The 16,996-nt window shown below is 37.8% G+C and carries 15 protein-coding genes and 1 tRNA gene; 5 read left to right on the plus strand and 11 right to left on the minus strand.

All coding sequences use genetic code 11. The annotated features are described in order from the left end of the window. Positions 1-53 precede the first annotated feature (53 nt). On the minus strand, positions 54-1,100 hold the full coding sequence (gene ribD / locus B2W36_RS01030) for a bifunctional diaminohydroxyphosphoribosylaminopyrimidine deaminase/5-amino-6-(5-phosphoribosylamino)uracil reductase RibD (protein ID WP_293884285.1): 1,047 nt from the start codon (positions 1,098-1,100) through the stop codon (positions 54-56). Positions 1,101-1,134: 34 nt separating this feature from the next. Here ribD and prmC point away from each other — a divergent pair, with 34 nt between their 5' ends. From prmC to B2W36_RS01045, 3 genes are all read left to right on the plus strand, one after another. Next, the gene (prmC, locus tag B2W36_RS01035; RefSeq protein WP_209574658.1) at positions 1,135-1,995 is read left to right on the plus strand and encodes a peptide chain release factor N(5)-glutamine methyltransferase; all 861 of its coding nucleotides are present in this window, start codon (positions 1,135-1,137) and stop codon (positions 1,993-1,995) included. 116 nt (positions 1,996-2,111) lie between these two features. After that, positions 2,112-2,184 (plus strand) — tRNA-Lys (locus B2W36_RS01040). Between the two features lie 280 nt (positions 2,185-2,464). Beyond that, positions 2,465-3,502, plus strand: a complete 1,038-nt coding sequence (locus B2W36_RS01045) for a LacI family DNA-binding transcriptional regulator (RefSeq protein WP_293884288.1) — start codon at positions 2,465-2,467, stop codon at positions 3,500-3,502. Between the two features lie 99 nt (positions 3,503-3,601). Here B2W36_RS01045 and B2W36_RS01050 read toward each other — a convergent pair whose 3' ends face one another. From B2W36_RS01050 to B2W36_RS01080, 7 genes are all read right to left on the minus strand, one after another. After that, positions 3,602-4,447, minus strand: a complete 846-nt coding sequence (locus tag B2W36_RS01050) for a hypothetical protein (RefSeq protein WP_293884290.1) — start codon at positions 4,445-4,447, stop codon at positions 3,602-3,604. Next, on the minus strand, positions 4,444-4,827 hold the full coding sequence (locus B2W36_RS01055; RefSeq protein WP_293884292.1) for a GntR family transcriptional regulator: 384 nt from the start codon (positions 4,825-4,827) through the stop codon (positions 4,444-4,446). Before B2W36_RS01055 ends, B2W36_RS01050 begins: the two co-directional genes overlap by 4 nt. A gap of 1 nt (position 4,828) precedes the next feature. Beyond that, positions 4,829-5,638, minus strand: a complete 810-nt coding sequence (locus tag B2W36_RS01060; protein WP_293884294.1) for a hypothetical protein — start codon at positions 5,636-5,638, stop codon at positions 4,829-4,831. Next, positions 5,622-6,473, minus strand: coding sequence for an ATP-binding cassette domain-containing protein (locus tag B2W36_RS01065; protein WP_293886159.1), 852 nt, complete (start codon positions 6,471-6,473; stop codon positions 5,622-5,624). The genes B2W36_RS01060 and B2W36_RS01065 overlap by 17 nt, the downstream gene beginning before the upstream one ends. A gap of 1,190 nt (positions 6,474-7,663) precedes the next feature. Then, entirely contained in the window at positions 7,664-8,440 is a 777-nt protein-coding gene (locus tag B2W36_RS01070; protein WP_293886160.1) for an enoyl-CoA hydratase/isomerase family protein, read from the minus strand. Between the two features lie 9 nt (positions 8,441-8,449). After that, a complete protein-coding gene (locus B2W36_RS01075) occupies positions 8,450-9,289 on the minus strand; it encodes a hydroxymethylglutaryl-CoA lyase (protein WP_293886161.1) in 840 nt (279 codons plus the stop codon). Positions 9,290-9,293: 4 nt separating this feature from the next. Next, on the minus strand, positions 9,294-10,442 hold the full coding sequence (locus tag B2W36_RS01080) for an acyl-CoA dehydrogenase family protein (RefSeq protein ID WP_293884304.1): 1,149 nt from the start codon (positions 10,440-10,442) through the stop codon (positions 9,294-9,296). A 153-nt stretch (positions 10,443-10,595) separates the two neighbouring features. Between B2W36_RS01080 and B2W36_RS01085 the strand changes: the two genes are divergently transcribed. Next, positions 10,596-12,203: an acyl-CoA carboxylase subunit beta gene (locus B2W36_RS01085; protein WP_293884306.1), complete on the plus strand. Its 1,608-nt coding sequence runs from the start codon at positions 10,596-10,598 to the stop codon at positions 12,201-12,203. 82 nt (positions 12,204-12,285) lie between these two features. Here the strand turns inward: B2W36_RS01085 and B2W36_RS01090 are convergent, their stop codons facing one another. Together B2W36_RS01090 and B2W36_RS01095 are read right to left on the minus strand one after the other, a co-directional pair. Beyond that, positions 12,286-14,214 (minus strand): acetoacetate--CoA ligase, encoded by a 1,929-nt coding sequence (locus B2W36_RS01090; protein ID WP_293886162.1) that lies wholly within the window; start codon positions 14,212-14,214, stop codon positions 12,286-12,288. Between the two features lie 121 nt (positions 14,215-14,335). Further along, positions 14,336-15,382 carry a ferredoxin--NADP reductase gene (locus B2W36_RS01095; protein ID WP_293884310.1) on the minus strand — a complete coding sequence of 349 codons (1,047 nt, stop codon included), beginning with the start codon at positions 15,380-15,382 and terminating at the stop codon, positions 14,336-14,338. 443 nt (positions 15,383-15,825) lie between these two features. Between B2W36_RS01095 and B2W36_RS01100 the strand changes: the two genes are divergently transcribed. Beyond that, on the plus strand, positions 15,826-16,542 hold the full coding sequence (locus B2W36_RS01100; protein WP_293886163.1) for a superoxide dismutase: 717 nt from the start codon (positions 15,826-15,828) through the stop codon (positions 16,540-16,542). Between the two features lie 54 nt (positions 16,543-16,596). Here the strand turns inward: B2W36_RS01100 and B2W36_RS01105 are convergent, their stop codons facing one another. Further along, positions 16,597-16,995: an SRPBCC family protein gene (locus B2W36_RS01105; protein ID WP_293886164.1), complete on the minus strand. Its 399-nt coding sequence runs from the start codon at positions 16,993-16,995 to the stop codon at positions 16,597-16,599. Between the last annotated feature and the right edge of the window lies 1 nt (position 16,996).

Genomic DNA, 16,996 nt, shown 5'->3' on the forward strand with positions numbered 1-16,996 from the left:
TTTAAGAATTAAACTAACCGGCTATGGCTTATAATTCCCTAAATATACAAAAATTACTGTTTCTTATAGATCTTTAAAATATCATTGGAAACTAATTTACTTTCTAGTAATTGCCCCTTGAATAGAGGAGCCTTAATCCCGCTCAATAAATTCGCCTCAGACTCAAAGACTCTTGCCTCATCCCACAGGTTCGCATCTATAAACATCTGCAAGGTCGCACGCCCGCCTTCTATGATTATAGACTGAACATCCATTAAATAAAGTTGATAAAGGATATTTTGCGGTAGATATAATCCATAATTTTCAAGCTCAATATACTTAACATTTGCTGTCCACTCTGTCTTTTTAGCATTAAACACAATAGTATCGGCCTGATCATCGAGAATAGGGGCATCCATCGGAATGGCAAGGTCTCTGTCTAAAAGAATACGCAATGGATTTTTACCCTTCCACTTTCTTACGGTCAGACTGGGATTATCCACAATTGCAGTATTTGTACCAACCAAGATAGCATCCTCTTCTGCTCTCCAACGATGAACGAGCTGTTGGCTTGCAGCATTACTGATCCAAACCTGCTTATTTTTTTTTCCTATAAAACCATCCCTGGTTTGCGCCCACTTTAAAATAACATACGGGCGGTATTCACCAATACGGGTAAAAAAACGGCGGTTGAGCCAAATGGACTCTTTTTCGAGCAGACCAATTTCAACTTCAATACCAGCTTCTCGCAGTATCTGCGCTCCTCTACCATTGACTTTTCCGAAGGGATCCAAACATGCTATAAAAACTTTCAAAGGTTTTAGATCAGCAATCATATTGGCACAGGGAGGTGTCTTCCCATAATGCGCGCAAGGCTCGAGGCTGACATAAAAATTACTTCCTTCGATAAGCTCCTTTGCTTTTTCACCGTACCTTTGCATAACCTGCTGTACAGCATTGACTTCAGCATGCGCTCCACCGTAAGGAGATGTATACCCTTCACCGATAATTTTACCATTAAAAACGATGACAGCCCCAACCATTGGGTTGGGACTTACTGAACCTACACCGATTTGGGCTAGTTCCAAACAACGCTGCATATATTGGCTGTGCATATCCATAGATACAAATCTATGAAAATCGTACCTTTGCTGAATGAAAATACTTCAAGATTTCGAATTATTATTTCAACAAGAGCTTCATAAGTTATACGATAATGATGAAATAAAAGCAATATTCTTAGTCGTTATTGCTGAAAAATTAGGGTTAAATACCGCTAATTATCAGTTGAGCAAAAAAGATCCTGTAGATGATAAGAATAGCGCTGAAATACTTAGCATTCTTCGGGATTTAAAAAAGCATAAACCTATACAGTATATACTCAACAAAGCAGATTTTTACGGTGAAGTTTTTCAAGTCAACGAATCAGTTTTAATTCCTCGACAGGAAACTGAGGAGCTTGTTGATCTGATTATTAAGAACCACAAATTTTCTCAAAACCTCAATATTATTGATATAGGAACTGGTTCTGGCTGCATTCCGATCACTTTATCAAAACATCTCACGAATGCTAGAGTAACAACGATAGACATCTCAAAAGAAGCGATAAAAACCGCGCAAGAAAATGCTAATATCTTAAAAACTGCAGTTCAATTTATCAACGCAGATATCTTTGAGTGGGAATATATATTCTCCAATCAACACTATCATATCATTGTATCCAATCCGCCATATATTACTCCTGGAGAAAAAAAATATATGAATGAAAATGTATTGGCTTATGAACCCGAGCTAGCGCTATTCATTGAAGAAAGCACTCCATTGATTTTTTATGACGTTATTTCATCCTTTGCCCTTAAACATTTAGCTCCAGATGGAGATCTATATTTCGAGATCAATCAGTATCTGGGTGCAGAAATGAAAGATCTTATGATCAAAAAAGGATTTGAACAAGTCAAATTGATCAAAGATATCAATGGAGCAGACCGAATAATCCATGCAAAAAAAGCATGGTAAAAAAATAATCCTTTTATTTATTAAGCAGTTAAGTTGTTTCAATCAAATTTCACAACCAATTATTTGGCATATATCAAAAGAAATTCTACCTTTGCATCACTTTCAAAAACAGAAAAGATTCCGTAGCTCAGCTGGTAGAGCAATACACTTTTAATGTATGGGTCCTGGGTTCGAATCCCAGCGGGATCACAAAAAAAAAGCTAATCGCAAGATTAGCTTTTTTCGTTTAATACTCCCCTACATTCCGCAAACTGATTCGTTAAAATGAAAAGCTAAAAAAACAAACTTCTCGTTCATGATGGTTTTCTTGGTCCTCATTTGAAAACATCTTTTTTATCTTATCTTTATAATTTCAAAATTTTACGGGCTTAAACATTAAAGATAGCAACCGATAATTCAACAATAATTCTAGTTATATCTTACCCTAGTGAATCTAGGATATTGTAATCAATGAAAGAAGATCGAGCACATGAAGAGATTTACGTTAAAAGAGATTGGCCAACAGTTAAAATTATCTCCGGGCACTATTTCTAAAGCACTCAACGATAGCCATGAAATAAGTGCAGAAACAAAAAAAATAATTTTAGATTTTACGAAGAAAATCAATTATATACCAAATTTCTCTGCCAAAAGCTTAAAGACAGGACGCTCAAATACTTTGGCCATCATTGTTCCATTTATTTCAAGCTCATTTTTCTTCGATTTCTATGAAGAGATCTCTCTTATTCTGTCGCAGACGAATTATAAACTCATCCTTTTACAGACCTTTAACGATGAGAAAAAAGAAAAAGAAGCACTAGAACTCTGCATACAAAGCAATATTGAAGGAATAATCATTTCCCCTGTAAAAAATGATTCCAGCTTATCGCTCCTGTTCTATATAATGGATCAGATTTGCCCTGTCATTATTTTCGACCGAATAAACCATCAGCTTGACACTTTCAAAATCGGAATTCAAAACAATAAGGTGATCTATCAGGCAACGGAAGAAATGATCAAAAACAGAAGGGAAAATATCATTCTTTTATTATGTAAGGATATCGGTGGAAATGTAAGCAGAATAAAAGGATATAAAGATGCGCTCTTTAATGCCTCTATACCCTTCAAACAAGAGAATATGATAGAAATATCCTATTCTAGCCCTAAAGACAATATCGATGATGAGTTAGAACGCAAAATAAGTGACTTATTAAACCGCCAGATACCACCCAACGCGCTCCTGTCGACAACCGACACCTTGTCATTAAAAGTGTTGCATATACTAAACAAATTGAAGGTAAAAATTCCTGATGACATGAACTTAATAGGATTCAGCAATACCCCTTTTGCCAACAGTCTTAACCCTTCCTTGACAACAATCACTCAGCCAACAAAGCTTATGGCGGAAAAATCAGTAGAACTCCTACTAGAGATGTTAAAGAAAAGAAACAAAAAGAATTATTTCGAATTCGAGACGTATTTTTTGGACTGCAGCATTGAGCACCGAAAATCTACATCTTCCATTTAATAGAAAAGGAACAAGTTCCGTACAGAATTTGTTCCTTTTCGGCGCATTCAGTCGATATGATATCTTTGGTAGCCAATAGCTGTATTTCGTAAAAAAAACTTATTTAATCAAGGTTCGCAATGCATGTATAGGTAAATCTATCTTAGTATCATTAGATAAACTTCCATTCAATGTACCCCATTGCAAACTATCTAATCGAACAGATGACTTCCCTTCTGTTTTAATCTTTAGAAGGTCAACCTTAGCATTAGCCCCTTTACCATTGAAATATACCTCTGAATTGTTGGCAACGATATCTGCACTTTGATAATTAACACTTGGCAACCCCAAAACAGTATTCGTAGTGTTAACAGATAAATGGCCCACAACAGCATTTCCCCGCGCATCTGCTCCACCGAGATCTTCAATAAAAGAATTTGTCAGACTCAAATTCAACGTATTTATAACAGATTTATCAGAAACGTTAAGCACCTTAACACTATCGCCTATAACGGTCAATTCATTCAGCTTGGCAGACAGCTCACTAACACCCACATTTTTTAATTTCAACAGTTTAAGATCAGGTGAAAAAATATAAATTGACTTATAGCCACCCTCACCTCCCGGCAAAAGATTTAAAGTAAGACTTCCCGATTGATCAACATTCGCTTTCACAAAATCAGCTTGACTCTTATTAACTTTAACCGCAAACTTATCACTTTTCACCCAGTACAACCCAACATCACTAGCATTGTTTCCAACCATAAAAAGCTTATCAAAGGAAGTCAGCGGGAACGATCGGAAATAAACATCCTTACCACCTGGATTAGACACTTCGTGTTCAATATCAGCATTATATTGTTTTGCATCCACTCGATTTATACGAAAAAGGTAGGATGCGACAAGCATCGGAATTGCGAATAAGCCTATTGCTAATACCATTGTTATTTTTGCACTTAGTTTCATAATTCATTTTGGTTAAAATTCTGACTAATAAATTGTTTATAACGCTTCTCTAGTTCATCCAGACCAATTTCCAATAAATAAATATTACGGAAAAACAGCGGAAGATCTTCCTCTAGAAAAATCCCCTTTCTATACAACTTCACATTTTTCACCGATTCTTGCGTCAGAAAAAAGCCAATTCCACGTTTATTTGCTATAATTTCTCTCTGCTGAAGCATATCATAGGTTCGCATCACCGTATTGGGATTAACCTCCATTTGAACCGCCAATTCCCTTACAGAAGGAAGCTTTTCATTAACCTTCCAGGTTGCTAGCAAAATATGGTCACATACATATTCAGCAATCTGAAGGTAAATAGCTTTATTTGCATTGAATTCCATATTAAATCTCCTTTTCCTTTAATCTTAAAAAAGCAACGCACCATAATACCAATGTAAGGAATAACGCTCCAGCGCCGATCAGTGCAAAAATGTGATTTGAATCAGACCAATAATTATTGCTCATTACCCCGACTGTATCTTGGGTTTGCATTTTTATCAGATAAACAAAAAAACATATCCAAACAACGCAGTAAATCACTACGGAAATAGCTGTCTTTACATATTGATAGTTTTGAAAGACAATCCCGCCGAGCAAGAAAATAGCATTCAGAAGAATCGGCGCGAAATAAAAATAGTATGCCGAATGCGGATACTGAACCTTATAAAAGTATTGCCAAAGATCTATACTGCCCGCTTTTCCTGTGGACGCCGTTTGATTTAAAACCATCGAACCAAAACCCTTCAAATATGCTACAAATGCCAAGTCAATCAAGTAAAATACCAACAAATAAGAACCAATACTTACCACAACGGTATAGAATAGGCTAACCAGAAATTTTTCCAACTGTGAGGCTGGAATCATTAATTCAAAAATAGCACGTGTCTTCTTCCCTAGATCGGCAAAATAGCTGCTGGAAACAACTGTTACAAAGAATAGTCCCAAGATACAAAATAACGGGGTCCTGAAATTTAGCAGCGAGTAAGCAGTTTGATTTTTCATCCCGTCATAATTCGAAGCAAAGTTAACCGCGTAAAAGCCAAAAATCACACCTGCAATAATTCCTATTGACATTAGGTAAATTCTTCCAAAACCAATCCACTGTCTTCGAATCAGTCCTAAAAATCGCGTAGAATTAAAAATGTTTGACATCTTTATCAATTTTATTAAGGTTCGTAATTTTTTCTTTGCATTGCAAAACAGCATTAAATAGCAATTCTAAATCCAGCTTTGAATCTTCCATTGCTGTGTTTGGAAGAATTACATTGAAACCACCTACTCCCTCTTCGTGGTAAATCGCATCCAAAGGCAACTCTCTTACTCTTTTAAAGCATAGATGATCAGTAATAACATGCACCGGCGCGTTTAACGCAACCTTATGATCGTCAAGCAAAATAACGGCATCAATAAGATTATCGAGATCTCGCACTTGGTGTGTCGAAATGATTACACATCGCTCGTCCGTTATTGCTGACGCCATGATCTTACGGAACTGAGCTTTTGAAGGAATATCCAGACCATTCGTTGGCTCATCCATAATGATCAATTTTGTATTGGATGCTAATCCGAAAGAAATAATGTATTTCTTTTTCTGACCATAACTCATGTTTGCCAATTTTTGCTTAATAGGGATATCGAACTCATGGACGAGCTGATCAAAATACTTCTGATCGAAGTTGGGATAAAATCCCGCATTTGCCTTTAGAAAATGTTCAGATTTTACTGCTGGGAGATAAAACTCTTCTGGAATAAAACTAATCTCCCTTAACAATGAAGGCTCCCTTCGAGTTGGATTATGTCCAAGTACATCAACCTGCCCCGAAACAGGGTATACTAAGCCGGCGATATTCTTAAGCAAAGTCGATTTGCCAGCACCATTCTTCCCCAACAAGCCATAGATATGGCCCTGCTTCAATTCAAGATCCATATGCAGAAATAAGGGCCTTGATTTACTATAGCTAAAATTTAGATTTTGGATAGTAACCATACTACTGTATTATTTAATTAATACACTAATATAGAAAACAATTATTTACAATTCCAAAAATAATTTCAAAAGAATAGCGCTAGAACATTACTTCGACTCGCCCAGCTGCGACAGAAAGCATGTAAACTTTACAACAGATTAACTTAAATATTAAATTCATATAAAACACAAAATACCATGAAAAACATACAGTTAATAAATAAAATTACGAAATTCATAATCACCAAAAGCGATATTATTCTACATTCAATACCTACTCTGTTCATTGCATAAATCACGCCTCAGGTACAAACGCGAACAACTACATTTAAATCAAAACAGCCCATCAATTCTACATTGACTGATAAATAAAGTGGCAGAATGGCTAAAAGCAACCGAAAATAGCACCTGTGGTATATACATACTAAGCAAGATGGGCTCTTTATTATATCCTCGGCACGGTCATTCCTCCGAGTTATTCCTAATTGCCCACCTGTCAACAAACAATTAAATACGGTCGCGAGCAGTATTAACCGACAGTTAAACAAAAGTTTAAAATACTTGTTAATCAAAATAATATAAAAAATACCTCAACAATAAATACATATAATATTTAACAAAAACAGCTTCGCACCTCGCAAAAGAACCGCTATTTTGTATGTTTTTTATCGCTTGAAATTGCTTTAGATCTATTTTATTCTCCATCTTTGTCTGTATGATGAATCACACATATCCTTTTATTTTAGCGTTCCATTCTTTATGGCGATGGGAAGTATTGATTATACTGGTATGTAGTCTTTCAATCTTTTTTTATAAAAGAAAGCGGAAGCTACCATTTTCATCTACTGATCATTTTCTATTGAAAGCAACGGTTATTTCTTTCTACATTCAGCTATGTTTAGGATTTATCCTCTATGTATCAAGCCCAATAACACAGTATTTTCTGCAACATTTCGGTGAATCCATTCACCTCAGGCAAATCCGCTTCTTTGGCATGGAACACAGCAGCATGATGATTATTGCTGCAATTTGTTTGACCGCAGGTATGCTTAAAAGCAAAAACGCCGATACAGACGATCGACGTTTTAAAATATTATTAATCTGGTTTTGTATCGCCCTAATGATTGTTCTTAGCTCTATCCCTTGGGAATTCTCCCCTTTGACCAGCAGGCCCAGCTTTAGATCATTTTAGTTAATTAAGGAATAAGTGATCAGCTATTTTTCCAATTGGCTTTTCGTTTATTATGCATTGCGTCCATTCCCTCTTTGAAATCATTGGTTTTCCGCAACGCTGATAAGCTCTGTAAGAGAAAGGTATACTTATCATTAAAATCTTGCTCTTTTAATTTTCTAAGCGCAGCAAAACCTCTTGAAATAGCCAAGGGAGCATTCTCCAGAATTGTTGCTTTCAATTCCACCAACCCTGTCTCTTCTTTATCGAGAATTTCATACAAGATTCCCTTTTTTAAAGCCTCTTGAGCAGAAAAAGAACTTCCTCTGATACAAAGGTCCATTGCCTTTCTCTCCGGCATAAATTCTATTAGCAAAGCCAGTACCTGAAATGGGAAAAGTCCAATTTTTACTTCTGGCAAAGAAAAACGCACATTTGGGAGAGCAAACAAATACGTACAGGATAATGCAATTAAAAAACCACCTGCAATAACATCACCTCTCAACACACAAATTGATGGTTTGTCTAGACAGGAAAATATTTCCGCCAATGATTTTTCAACCTTGGGAATTGCCGCATTTCTGGTATCCGAGGTTGGATCCGCAAAAGCTTTTAGATCCATACCAGCACAAAAGACAGGCCCCTCAGCTTCTATCTGCACTAAATAAATATTTGGATCATTATTCGCAAGATTCAATGCATACGCAATTTCGCTCACCATAGTCGGACTAAAAGCATTTCTCTTTTCCGATCGCGCTAGCGTCAGGTTGAACACATGCTCTTCAATGTGCACTTTTATAAAATTCAGTCTTTCCATTAAAAAATATTACAAAATCAACTGCCTAAAACTATGCTCCAATGTATCTATTTCAGCATCTGTTCCTCGTCTAAAATAGTGTAATAAAAGTTCGGAAGGTATATTACCAACTAAATCATTTTTCGCAAATGGACAGCCGCCATAGCCAAGTAATGCACCTTCAAATTTACGACAGCCCGCAATATAGGCAGCTTCAATCTTTGCGAGACTTTCTGCTCTACTTGCATGAAAATGCGCACCAATATCGAATGTTGGAAAACGGGCATTGACAGCGTTGAATAATTCGGCAATTTGGTTCGCATCGGCTTCTGATGTGGTGTCTGCCAAAGCAAACTCCCGGATGCCAAGATCGATTAGCTTTTCAATCCACTCTTTCACTAACACCGGTGACCAAGGATCGTTGTAAGGGTTCCCAAAGGCCATGCTAATATAGACAACCAGCGATTTATGGTACGCCGCAGCCAAAGCTGTCATTTCTTTTACCTGTTGGTAAGATGCAGCTAAGTCCATATTGGTGTTTCGCAATTGGAATGTTTCTGAGATTGAAAATGGGTACCCTAAATAGTCGATTTTTTCCTCTTGAACCGCTTCTATCACCCCTCGTAGATTAGCAACAATGGCTAAAAGCTTCACCCTCTCACTCTTTCGGATTCCCTTTAGCACCGCTTTTGTATCGGCTAACTGTGGAATAGCCTTCGGAGAGACAAAAGATCCAAAATCAATAACATCAAACAGTCCACTATCGATTAACGTATTAATATGTTTAATTTTTTTATCTGTATCAATAAAGCTGTGAAGCCCTTGAATAGCATCCCTTGGGCAATCAACCAATACAACTTGATCCCTCATAACACTATAAAATATCTTTCTGGATCTCTCTGGCGATCACCATTTTTTGAATACTTGAAGTCCCCTCCCCTATTGTGCATAGCTTAGCATCTCTAAAAAACTTCTCCGCGGGATAGTCCTTAGTAAACCCATATCCGCCAAAAATCTGAACGGATTCGTTGGAAACGTTGACAGCAGCCTCTGAAGCATAAAGCTTAGCCATCGCTCCTATTTTAGAAACACGTTGCCCATGATCCTTCAAATAGCCGGCTTGTCTTGTTAACAATTCGCTAGCTTCAACTTGGGTAGCCATATCTGCAAGTGAAAATGAAACTGCTTGAAAGTCGTAAATCTTTTTTCCAAACTGCTCACGCTCGTGTGCATATTTTAGCGCACACTCATAAGCTCCTCGGGCGATACCTAACGAAAGTGCCGCAATAGAAATACGCCCCCCATCCAATAACTTCAACGCCTGTACAAAACCTTGTCCTTCTTCTCCAATAAGTTGATCGCGATGTATCCGACAGTTATCAAAAAACAGACAAGCTGTTTCCGAAGCTCGCATCCCCAATTTATTCTCCTTCTTGCCAGCGGTAAATCCGGGAACTCCTTTCTCAACAATGAAGGCTGACATTCCTTTTTTATCACCTTTGGTCCCCGTTCGCGCGATAACTACCGCTACGCTCGAACTGATAGCATGGGTTATAAAATTCTTGGAACCATTTAAAATATAATAATCACCATCCCTTTCAGCAAACGTCGTCATTCCGCCTGCATCCGAACCTGACCCTGTTTCGGTGAGCCCCCAAGCGCCTATCCATTCGGCTGTCGCTAGTTTCGGAAGATAATGCTTCTTTTGCCTTTCACTGGCAAAGCTCAAGATATGATTTGTACATAAGGAATTATGCGCCGCTACAGAAAGTCCTATAGAACCACATACTTTAGAAATCTCATCCAAAACGGTAATATATTCCTGGTATCCGAGCCCAGACCCACCATATTCTTCGGGAACAATCACGCCCATGAAGCCGTGTTCGCCTAACTTTTTAAAAACTTCTATTGGAAAAATTTGGGCTTCGTCCCATTCCATCACATAAGGTTTGATATGATACTGTGCAAAATCTCGCGCACTTGCTCTGATCATATCCATTTGTTGTTTATTTTCAATAAACATAAGCATGAATATTAAATTTACAATCGGTAATTCTATTCAAATATATCAAAATATTTAGGAATAAAATTGCAAATATTTTAAAATTTTATTTTAAATTTATCTAAAAATAAGAAATCCTTAATTCAACAGCTTTTTAAACCAAGATTATAAATTATGAAGGAGCTACTTGCATTACTTCGCAAAAAAAGAGAAAATCTAAAATTCGGTGGTGGTATAGATAAAGTCAAAAAACTTAAAGAAAAAGGGAAAATGTCGGCTTGGGAAAGAATAGAATATCTACTCGACCCAGATCGGGAATATATCGAAATAGGAATGTTTGCCGGCGAAGGGATGTATAAAGAATATGGTGGCTGCACAAACGCAGGCTGTGCCGCTGTACTGGGCTACGTAAAATCGAAACTATGCGTTATTGTCTCTAACGACGCAACGGTAAAGGCTGGAGCCTGGTTCCCTATTTCTGCTAAAAAAAATCTACGCGCGCAAGAAATTGCTATGGAAAACAATCTGCCGATTATTTATTTGGTAGATTCTGCCGGTGTTTTTTTACCCATGCAAGATGAAATATTTCCCGATAAAGAACATTTTGGACGCATATTCCGTAATAATGCACGCATGTCTTCGATGGGTATCCCTCAAATTGCAGCAATCATGGGAAGCTGTGTCGCTGGTGGAGCTTATCTTCCAATTATGTCTGACTACGCCTTTATCGTGGAGGGGACAGGGTCTGTATTTTTAGCAGGTCCTTATCTAGTTAAATCCGCGATCGGTGAAACCGTAGATGCCGAAACACTAGGTGGAGCTTCTACACATTCGGAGATATCTGGTGTAACAGATAATAAATTCCCCGACGACCAGAGTTGCTTGGAAGCAATAAAAAATGTTATTGATAAAATTGGAGGACATGCCCAAGCTAATTTCAATAGAACGATAAGCCAGCCCCCAAAAACAGATCCGGGTAAAATAGCGGATATTCTCCCCGAAGATAGAACCAAACCGTATCGTATGCAGGATATTTTACATGCAATCGTCGACGCAGAAACTTTAGAGGAATACAAACCAGATTATGGGAAAACAATTGTATGCGCCCTTGCACGTGTAGATGGTTGGGCTGTTGGAATCGTTGCCAATCAACGTGAAATTATCAAAGCCAAAAAACCAGGTAACGCTATGGAAATGCAAATGGGAGGAGTTATTTACAGTGACTCTGCAGACAAAGCTGCACGTTTCATTATGAATTGCAACCAGCAACGCATTCCACTTGTATTTTTCCAGGATGTCACTGGGTTTATGGTAGGAAGCCGCTCCGAACAAGGCGGAATCATCAAAGACGGAGCAAAAATGGTAAATGCAATGGCTAATTCTGTAGTTCCGAAGTTTACTTTTATTGTCGGGAATAGTTATGGTGCCGGAAACTATGCCATGTGCGGCAAAGCGTATGACCCACGATTAATCTATGCATGGCCTACTGCCCAAATGGCTGTTATGAGTGGTGCTGCTGCTGGCAAAACTCTCTTCCAAATCCAAGAATCAGCTTTAAAATCCAAAGGTCAGGAAATAACCGAAGAAGAGAAAAATAATCTTCTCAAATCAATTGAAAATCGCTATAACGAACAACTCAGCCCCTATTATGCCGCAGCGAGATTATGGGTTGATGGAATAATATCACCCGAAGAAACTAGAAAAGTCATTAGCATGGGTATAGAAGCGGCCAACGAAAAGCCTATCCTGGAGCGATATAATGTAGGCGTTATACAGGTTTAATGGTAACAATCGTAAATTCCCCTCACCCAGAAGAGCCCGTGAAATGTGAGGGGGATCGATAATAAATGATAATACGGAACATTTAATGTTGTTTCCAAGTTTTGCTAAGTTCTTCAAAATCGGACAAGCACTCTGGGTTTCGCATAATATCTACTGAAACCGCTTTCTCTATAGCCATCCCTGAAAAAATCTTCTTGACCGGTAACTCCAGCTTCTTTCCGCTTAACGTGTAGGGGATAGCTGCTACCTGAAAAATATAGTCAGGTACGTGACGTGGACTATACTGCTGCCTAAGTGCTCGCTTAATATCTCCTTTTAATGCATCGCTCAATAGACTATCGTTCAATTGTACAAAAAGTAACATGTCAGAAGATCCATTTTCGTGATCTACACAAACAACCAGGCTATCCAAGACTCCTTCGGTTTTATTTAACACATTATAGATTTCTGCTGTGCCAATACGTACGCCACCTCGGTTCAACGTAGCATCTGAACGCCCATACATAATGACTCCATCGTGTGATGTAATCTGAATCCAATCACCGTGATTCCACACCCCTGGGTATTTATCAAAGTAACTATTAAAGTATTTTTTATTAGCTGGATCATTCCAAAAATAAATAGGCATGCATGGCATAGGTGCTAAGATAACAAGTTCTCCTACCTCTTTATAAAGATTATGACCATCGACATCAAAGGCTTCAATCTTAGCTCCTAATGCACGGCATTGAATTTCACCGGCATACACATCGCGCAATGCACAGCCAGAGAGAAAGGCACTGCAAACATCCGTTCCACCACTCAACGAAATAATTTGACTCTTCGGAAACTGTTCATTTAGCCACTCAAAAACATCAGGTGGAAGCGGTGAACCAGTTGATCCTATTGTTTTGGGCTGATAAGACAGCGACCTTAAATCTTGATCCTGACACGATATGAGATAAGCTGCGCCAACACCAAAGTGATCCACCTTATTTTCCTGCGCAAATTTCCATAAACTAAGTTTATCAGGATAATTTGTTGCTCCGTCATATATACACAATGTATTTCCCATTAAGAGGGCCGAAAGTGCGTAATTCCACATCATCCATCCGGTAGTTGAATACCACATAAAACGTTCGCCATTTTGTACATTTTGATGCAACCCGACTGCTTTCACATGCTCTAGTAGCATGCCTCCAACTCCGTGTGTAATGGCTTTAGGTTTTCCTGTCGTTCCGGAAGAATACAAAATCCATATTGGAGAATCAAACGGTACTGCTGTGAACTGAAGCTTATGTTGGTTAACATCTTTTCCCATAATCCCTTCCCATATATTGTCATCAATAAAAACGCAGGCCAATAACGAAGGTAACTGTTCTGCGAGTTGTTTGATATTTTCAGACTTCTCAAAATGACGACCATTATAGGAATAACTACTGTTAGCGAACAGAACTTTAGGTTCTATCTGCTCAAAACGATCCTGAATACTTGCTTCCCCAAAGTCGGGAGAACAACAGGACCAAACAGCTCCGATGGAATTTGTAGCCAAAAATAATGCGACTGCTTCAATACCATTAATTAGCACACCTGCTACACGATCTCCGCTTTGAACACCTATTTCTTTCAAATAGATCTGAAGCTTGAGCACGATAAATTCTAATTCAAGCCAAGAAACCTCTCTCCTAACTTGCTGCTCCGATTGAAAGATTAACGCCGGACGCTGCTCTGAAGCTTTGCGAAATACGTGTTCGGCATAGTTCAAGGTCGCTCCAGCAAACCACTTTGTACCAATAAAGCTTGTTGAATCTGCAGGCAGCTCGATAATATTTGTAAAATCTGAATGAAACGCCAAATTGAAATAGGTCGCTATACTCTTCCAAAAATTGGATAGATCTGTCGTTGACCACGCCCAAAGTTCATGATAGGAACTGAAGCACAAACCATACTCCTTTTCAATATATTGTTTAAACTTATTGATCTCAGATTGAGATTTCTGCTCTTCTGTTGGGCTCCAGAGTAATTTCCCCATAATAGTTAGATATAAAATGGTTATATCCAAACATAAATAAATTTACTTGTATGTGCAATTTTAATTATTACCAATAAACATAAAGAACAACCATATCGCTACTTTAAATACTAGATCTAGTTTACAACACTTCAACCTCTGTATCCATCTCTAACGGGTGACTAGTACACAATAGTGTTCTTCCCTGCTCTACCTCTCGATCTGTTAGTACTTCATTATAATCCATCTTCACCTTTCCTTTAATACACTGCGCAATACAGGTACTACACATGCCGGATCTACAGGAATAAGGTAATTTGATTTTATGTTCCAGAGCTACATCTAAAATAGATTTATTGTAGGGAACTTCAAGAATATAAGTCTCCCCTTGAAAATATAATTTTATAGCATAGACTGCTTTGTCGACTTTCTTTTCAGTTTCATCATCATCGTCCTCTTCATTTTCAGGCAACAAAAATGTCTCCCTTTTTATCTGATCAAAACCAAATCCCATCCCCAAAAGTGTAAAACGGCATAGATCCATGTAAATCACAGGACCACAGGTATAGAACAGGGCCTCCTCTCTACTTCCAAACAAATGATTTTTGACAATATCATAAATATAATCTCTGTTTAATCTAGCTTTCATCAAGTTTTTACTATCGGAGTAAATCCATATAATTGTTAAACGATCAGGAAATTGATCCGCCCAATGTTCCAATTCCGATCGAAATGGGGTAGATTCCAATGTACTATTGCTATAGACTAGTACGACTTTAGATTTAGATTCTGCAACAAGTGCTGTTTTTAAAATAGCATATAATGGTGTGATACCAATTCCTGCGGCAAACAGAAATAGTGTTCGAACCTTTTCCGGTTCAGGTTCATATACAAACAAACCTTGAGGCTCCATGGCATTGACAACATCTCCCTCTACAATAGTATGATGGAGCAATCTAGATATTTCGCCATTTTCGACACGCTTCACAGTGATACTAAGGGGCTCATTATTATCTGGCGAACTATTTAAAGAATAAGAACGACGTATCTCCCGCTCACCAAACACAAAAGAAAGAGTAATGAACTGCCCAGCTTTATAAGGAGGATAGCCTCCTGCTACTGGCTCAAGCTGAAAGGTTATATTATTGTTGGGTTGAGGGATAATTTTTGAGATCCTTAATGTATACATAGCTCAAAATTACATAAAAATCAGAAATTATAAGTGCTTTGATAGAATGGAGACGACCCGAATACCTAAGCACTATCTAAGCTTATCCAAAAAAATCATTCAAGCATAATAAACAATATATTAGACTCCCAAGCCCCGTCAATGCGACATGAATCAGAGTTCAATCAGTCTTGAGAGCAAATACATTACGTCCTCAAGTTGGTGTAACCTTCTAAGCACCACGAAAGCACCTCTATTGTTAATACAATCTAAACTGTATCTCAATCCAAACTATAATGACCATGATTCATCTCTTAACAATGGTACTAATCTGAAAGACTATGGCAAGGGAAAAAGTCGAATTGATAACAATTTTATTGTATTACAATTAACAGACAATTGGAGAACAATAATTGCAAAATTTCACGTTATATTTATATCAAAACTAATCACAATAAGATTATATGCAAACACGCAGAAACTTCCTTCAAAATGCAGCAAAAGCAACACTTGGCATTGCTGTATCTGGATCAATATTACAAGATATTGCCTCCGCGAAAGCAACGGAATTAAATGCCGCTACATTAAAGTTTTCCCAAGTCAAATTACCGTTCAATTATGCCGCTTTGGAGCCTAATATTGATGCGTTGACCATGGAAATCCATTATACAAAGCATCATATAGCGTATATTAATGCTATTAATGAAGCTATCCTTGCTGAAAATATCAAAGAAGCATCAGAGGAACAACTTTTAGCAAACATATCCAAATATTCTCCCAAAGCAAGAAATAATGCGGGTGGGGCTTGGAACCACAATTTCTTTTGGGAAAGTATATCTGATAAGCCGGGCGAGCCTTCCGAGAAATTATTGAAGATGATCAATAGCACATTTGGCTCATTAGACAAATTTAAAGAGCTATTTGCGGCTGCAGCAACCTCAAGATTCGGTTCGGGATGGGCATGGTTAATTTTGGATGATTCTGGTAACTTGAAAATTACCTCTACCCCAAATCAAGACAATCCTTTGATGGACGTTGTTGAGGTGACAGGAATTCCTATTTTAGGTCTTGATGTATGGGAACATGCTTATTACCTACACTATCAAAATAAAAGAGCTGATTATATCAAAAATTGGTGGAATATTGTGAACTGGAAAAAAGTTAACGAAAGGTTAGCATAAAGAAAAGCTCGATTAGTACTAATCGAGCTTTTTTATATATCCGTTATAAACAACCTACCCAAACACTTCTTTTAACTTGCTGATCTGAAAATCAACTAATTTTTGAAGGGGGCCAGAAGCGATCATTTTCATCATCATATTCAGCTCCGCATCAATAATAAAGGTTGCTTTTGTCACTGTAGCTTTAACATCTTGTAATTCCCAGCGGAGCGTAACTTCGAAAGGTGCCTTCTCCAAAGGAACCAACTTAATAGCTTGATTTTCAATACGATCCTCAACTTTGAGAGCCAGTTTTGCCATATTCTGTATCGTAAATCGAGCTTCGTCCGAAGTAGAAGACCAATTATAAATATTTTCGGGCATCAACTGTTCATGATTGTTGAGGTCTGCCAAAAATCTATACACCTCAGCTACATTTTTATTGATCTCAGTTGTGTTCTGAATAGTCGTCATA

Origin of the sequence: Sphingobacterium sp. UBA3549, assembly GCF_002376635.1 — a bacterium.
GTDB lineage: Bacteria > Bacteroidota > Bacteroidia > Sphingobacteriales > Sphingobacteriaceae > Sphingobacterium.

Excerpts from the sequence above, each read along its gene's own strand:
- ribD (WP_293884285.1), bottom strand. The coding sequence starts at position 1,100 with ATGGATATGCACAGCCAATATATGCAGCGTTGTTTGGAACTAGCCCAA.
- prmC (WP_209574658.1), top strand. The coding sequence starts at position 1,135 with ATGAAAATACTTCAAGATTTCGAATTATTATTTCAACAAGAGCTTCAT.
- B2W36_RS01045 (WP_293884288.1), top strand. The coding sequence starts at position 2,465 with ATGAAGAGATTTACGTTAAAAGAGATTGGCCAACAGTTAAAATTATCT.
- B2W36_RS01050 (WP_293884290.1), bottom strand. The coding sequence starts at position 4,447 with ATGAAACTAAGTGCAAAAATAACAATGGTATTAGCAATAGGCTTATTC.
- B2W36_RS01055 (WP_293884292.1), bottom strand. The coding sequence starts at position 4,827 with ATGGAATTCAATGCAAATAAAGCTATTTACCTTCAGATTGCTGAATAT.
- B2W36_RS01060 (WP_293884294.1), bottom strand. The coding sequence starts at position 5,638 with ATGTCAAACATTTTTAATTCTACGCGATTTTTAGGACTGATTCGAAGA.
- B2W36_RS01065 (WP_293886159.1), bottom strand. The coding sequence starts at position 6,473 with ATGGTTACTATCCAAAATCTAAATTTTAGCTATAGTAAATCAAGGCCC.
- B2W36_RS01070 (WP_293886160.1), bottom strand. The coding sequence starts at position 8,440 with ATGGAAAGACTGAATTTTATAAAAGTGCACATTGAAGAGCATGTGTTC.
- B2W36_RS01075 (WP_293886161.1), bottom strand. The coding sequence starts at position 9,289 with ATGAGGGATCAAGTTGTATTGGTTGATTGCCCAAGGGATGCTATTCAA.
- B2W36_RS01080 (WP_293884304.1), bottom strand. The coding sequence starts at position 10,442 with ATGTTTATTGAAAATAAACAACAAATGGATATGATCAGAGCAAGTGCG.
- B2W36_RS01085 (WP_293884306.1), top strand. The coding sequence starts at position 10,596 with ATGAAGGAGCTACTTGCATTACTTCGCAAAAAAAGAGAAAATCTAAAA.
- B2W36_RS01090 (WP_293886162.1), bottom strand. The coding sequence starts at position 14,214 with ATGGGGAAATTACTCTGGAGCCCAACAGAAGAGCAGAAATCTCAATCT.
- B2W36_RS01095 (WP_293884310.1), bottom strand. The coding sequence starts at position 15,382 with ATGTATACATTAAGGATCTCAAAAATTATCCCTCAACCCAACAATAAT.
- B2W36_RS01100 (WP_293886163.1), top strand. The coding sequence starts at position 15,826 with ATGCAAACACGCAGAAACTTCCTTCAAAATGCAGCAAAAGCAACACTT.
- B2W36_RS01105 (WP_293886164.1), bottom strand. The coding sequence starts at position 16,995 with ATGACGACTATTCAGAACACAACTGAGATCAATAAAAATGTAGCTGAG.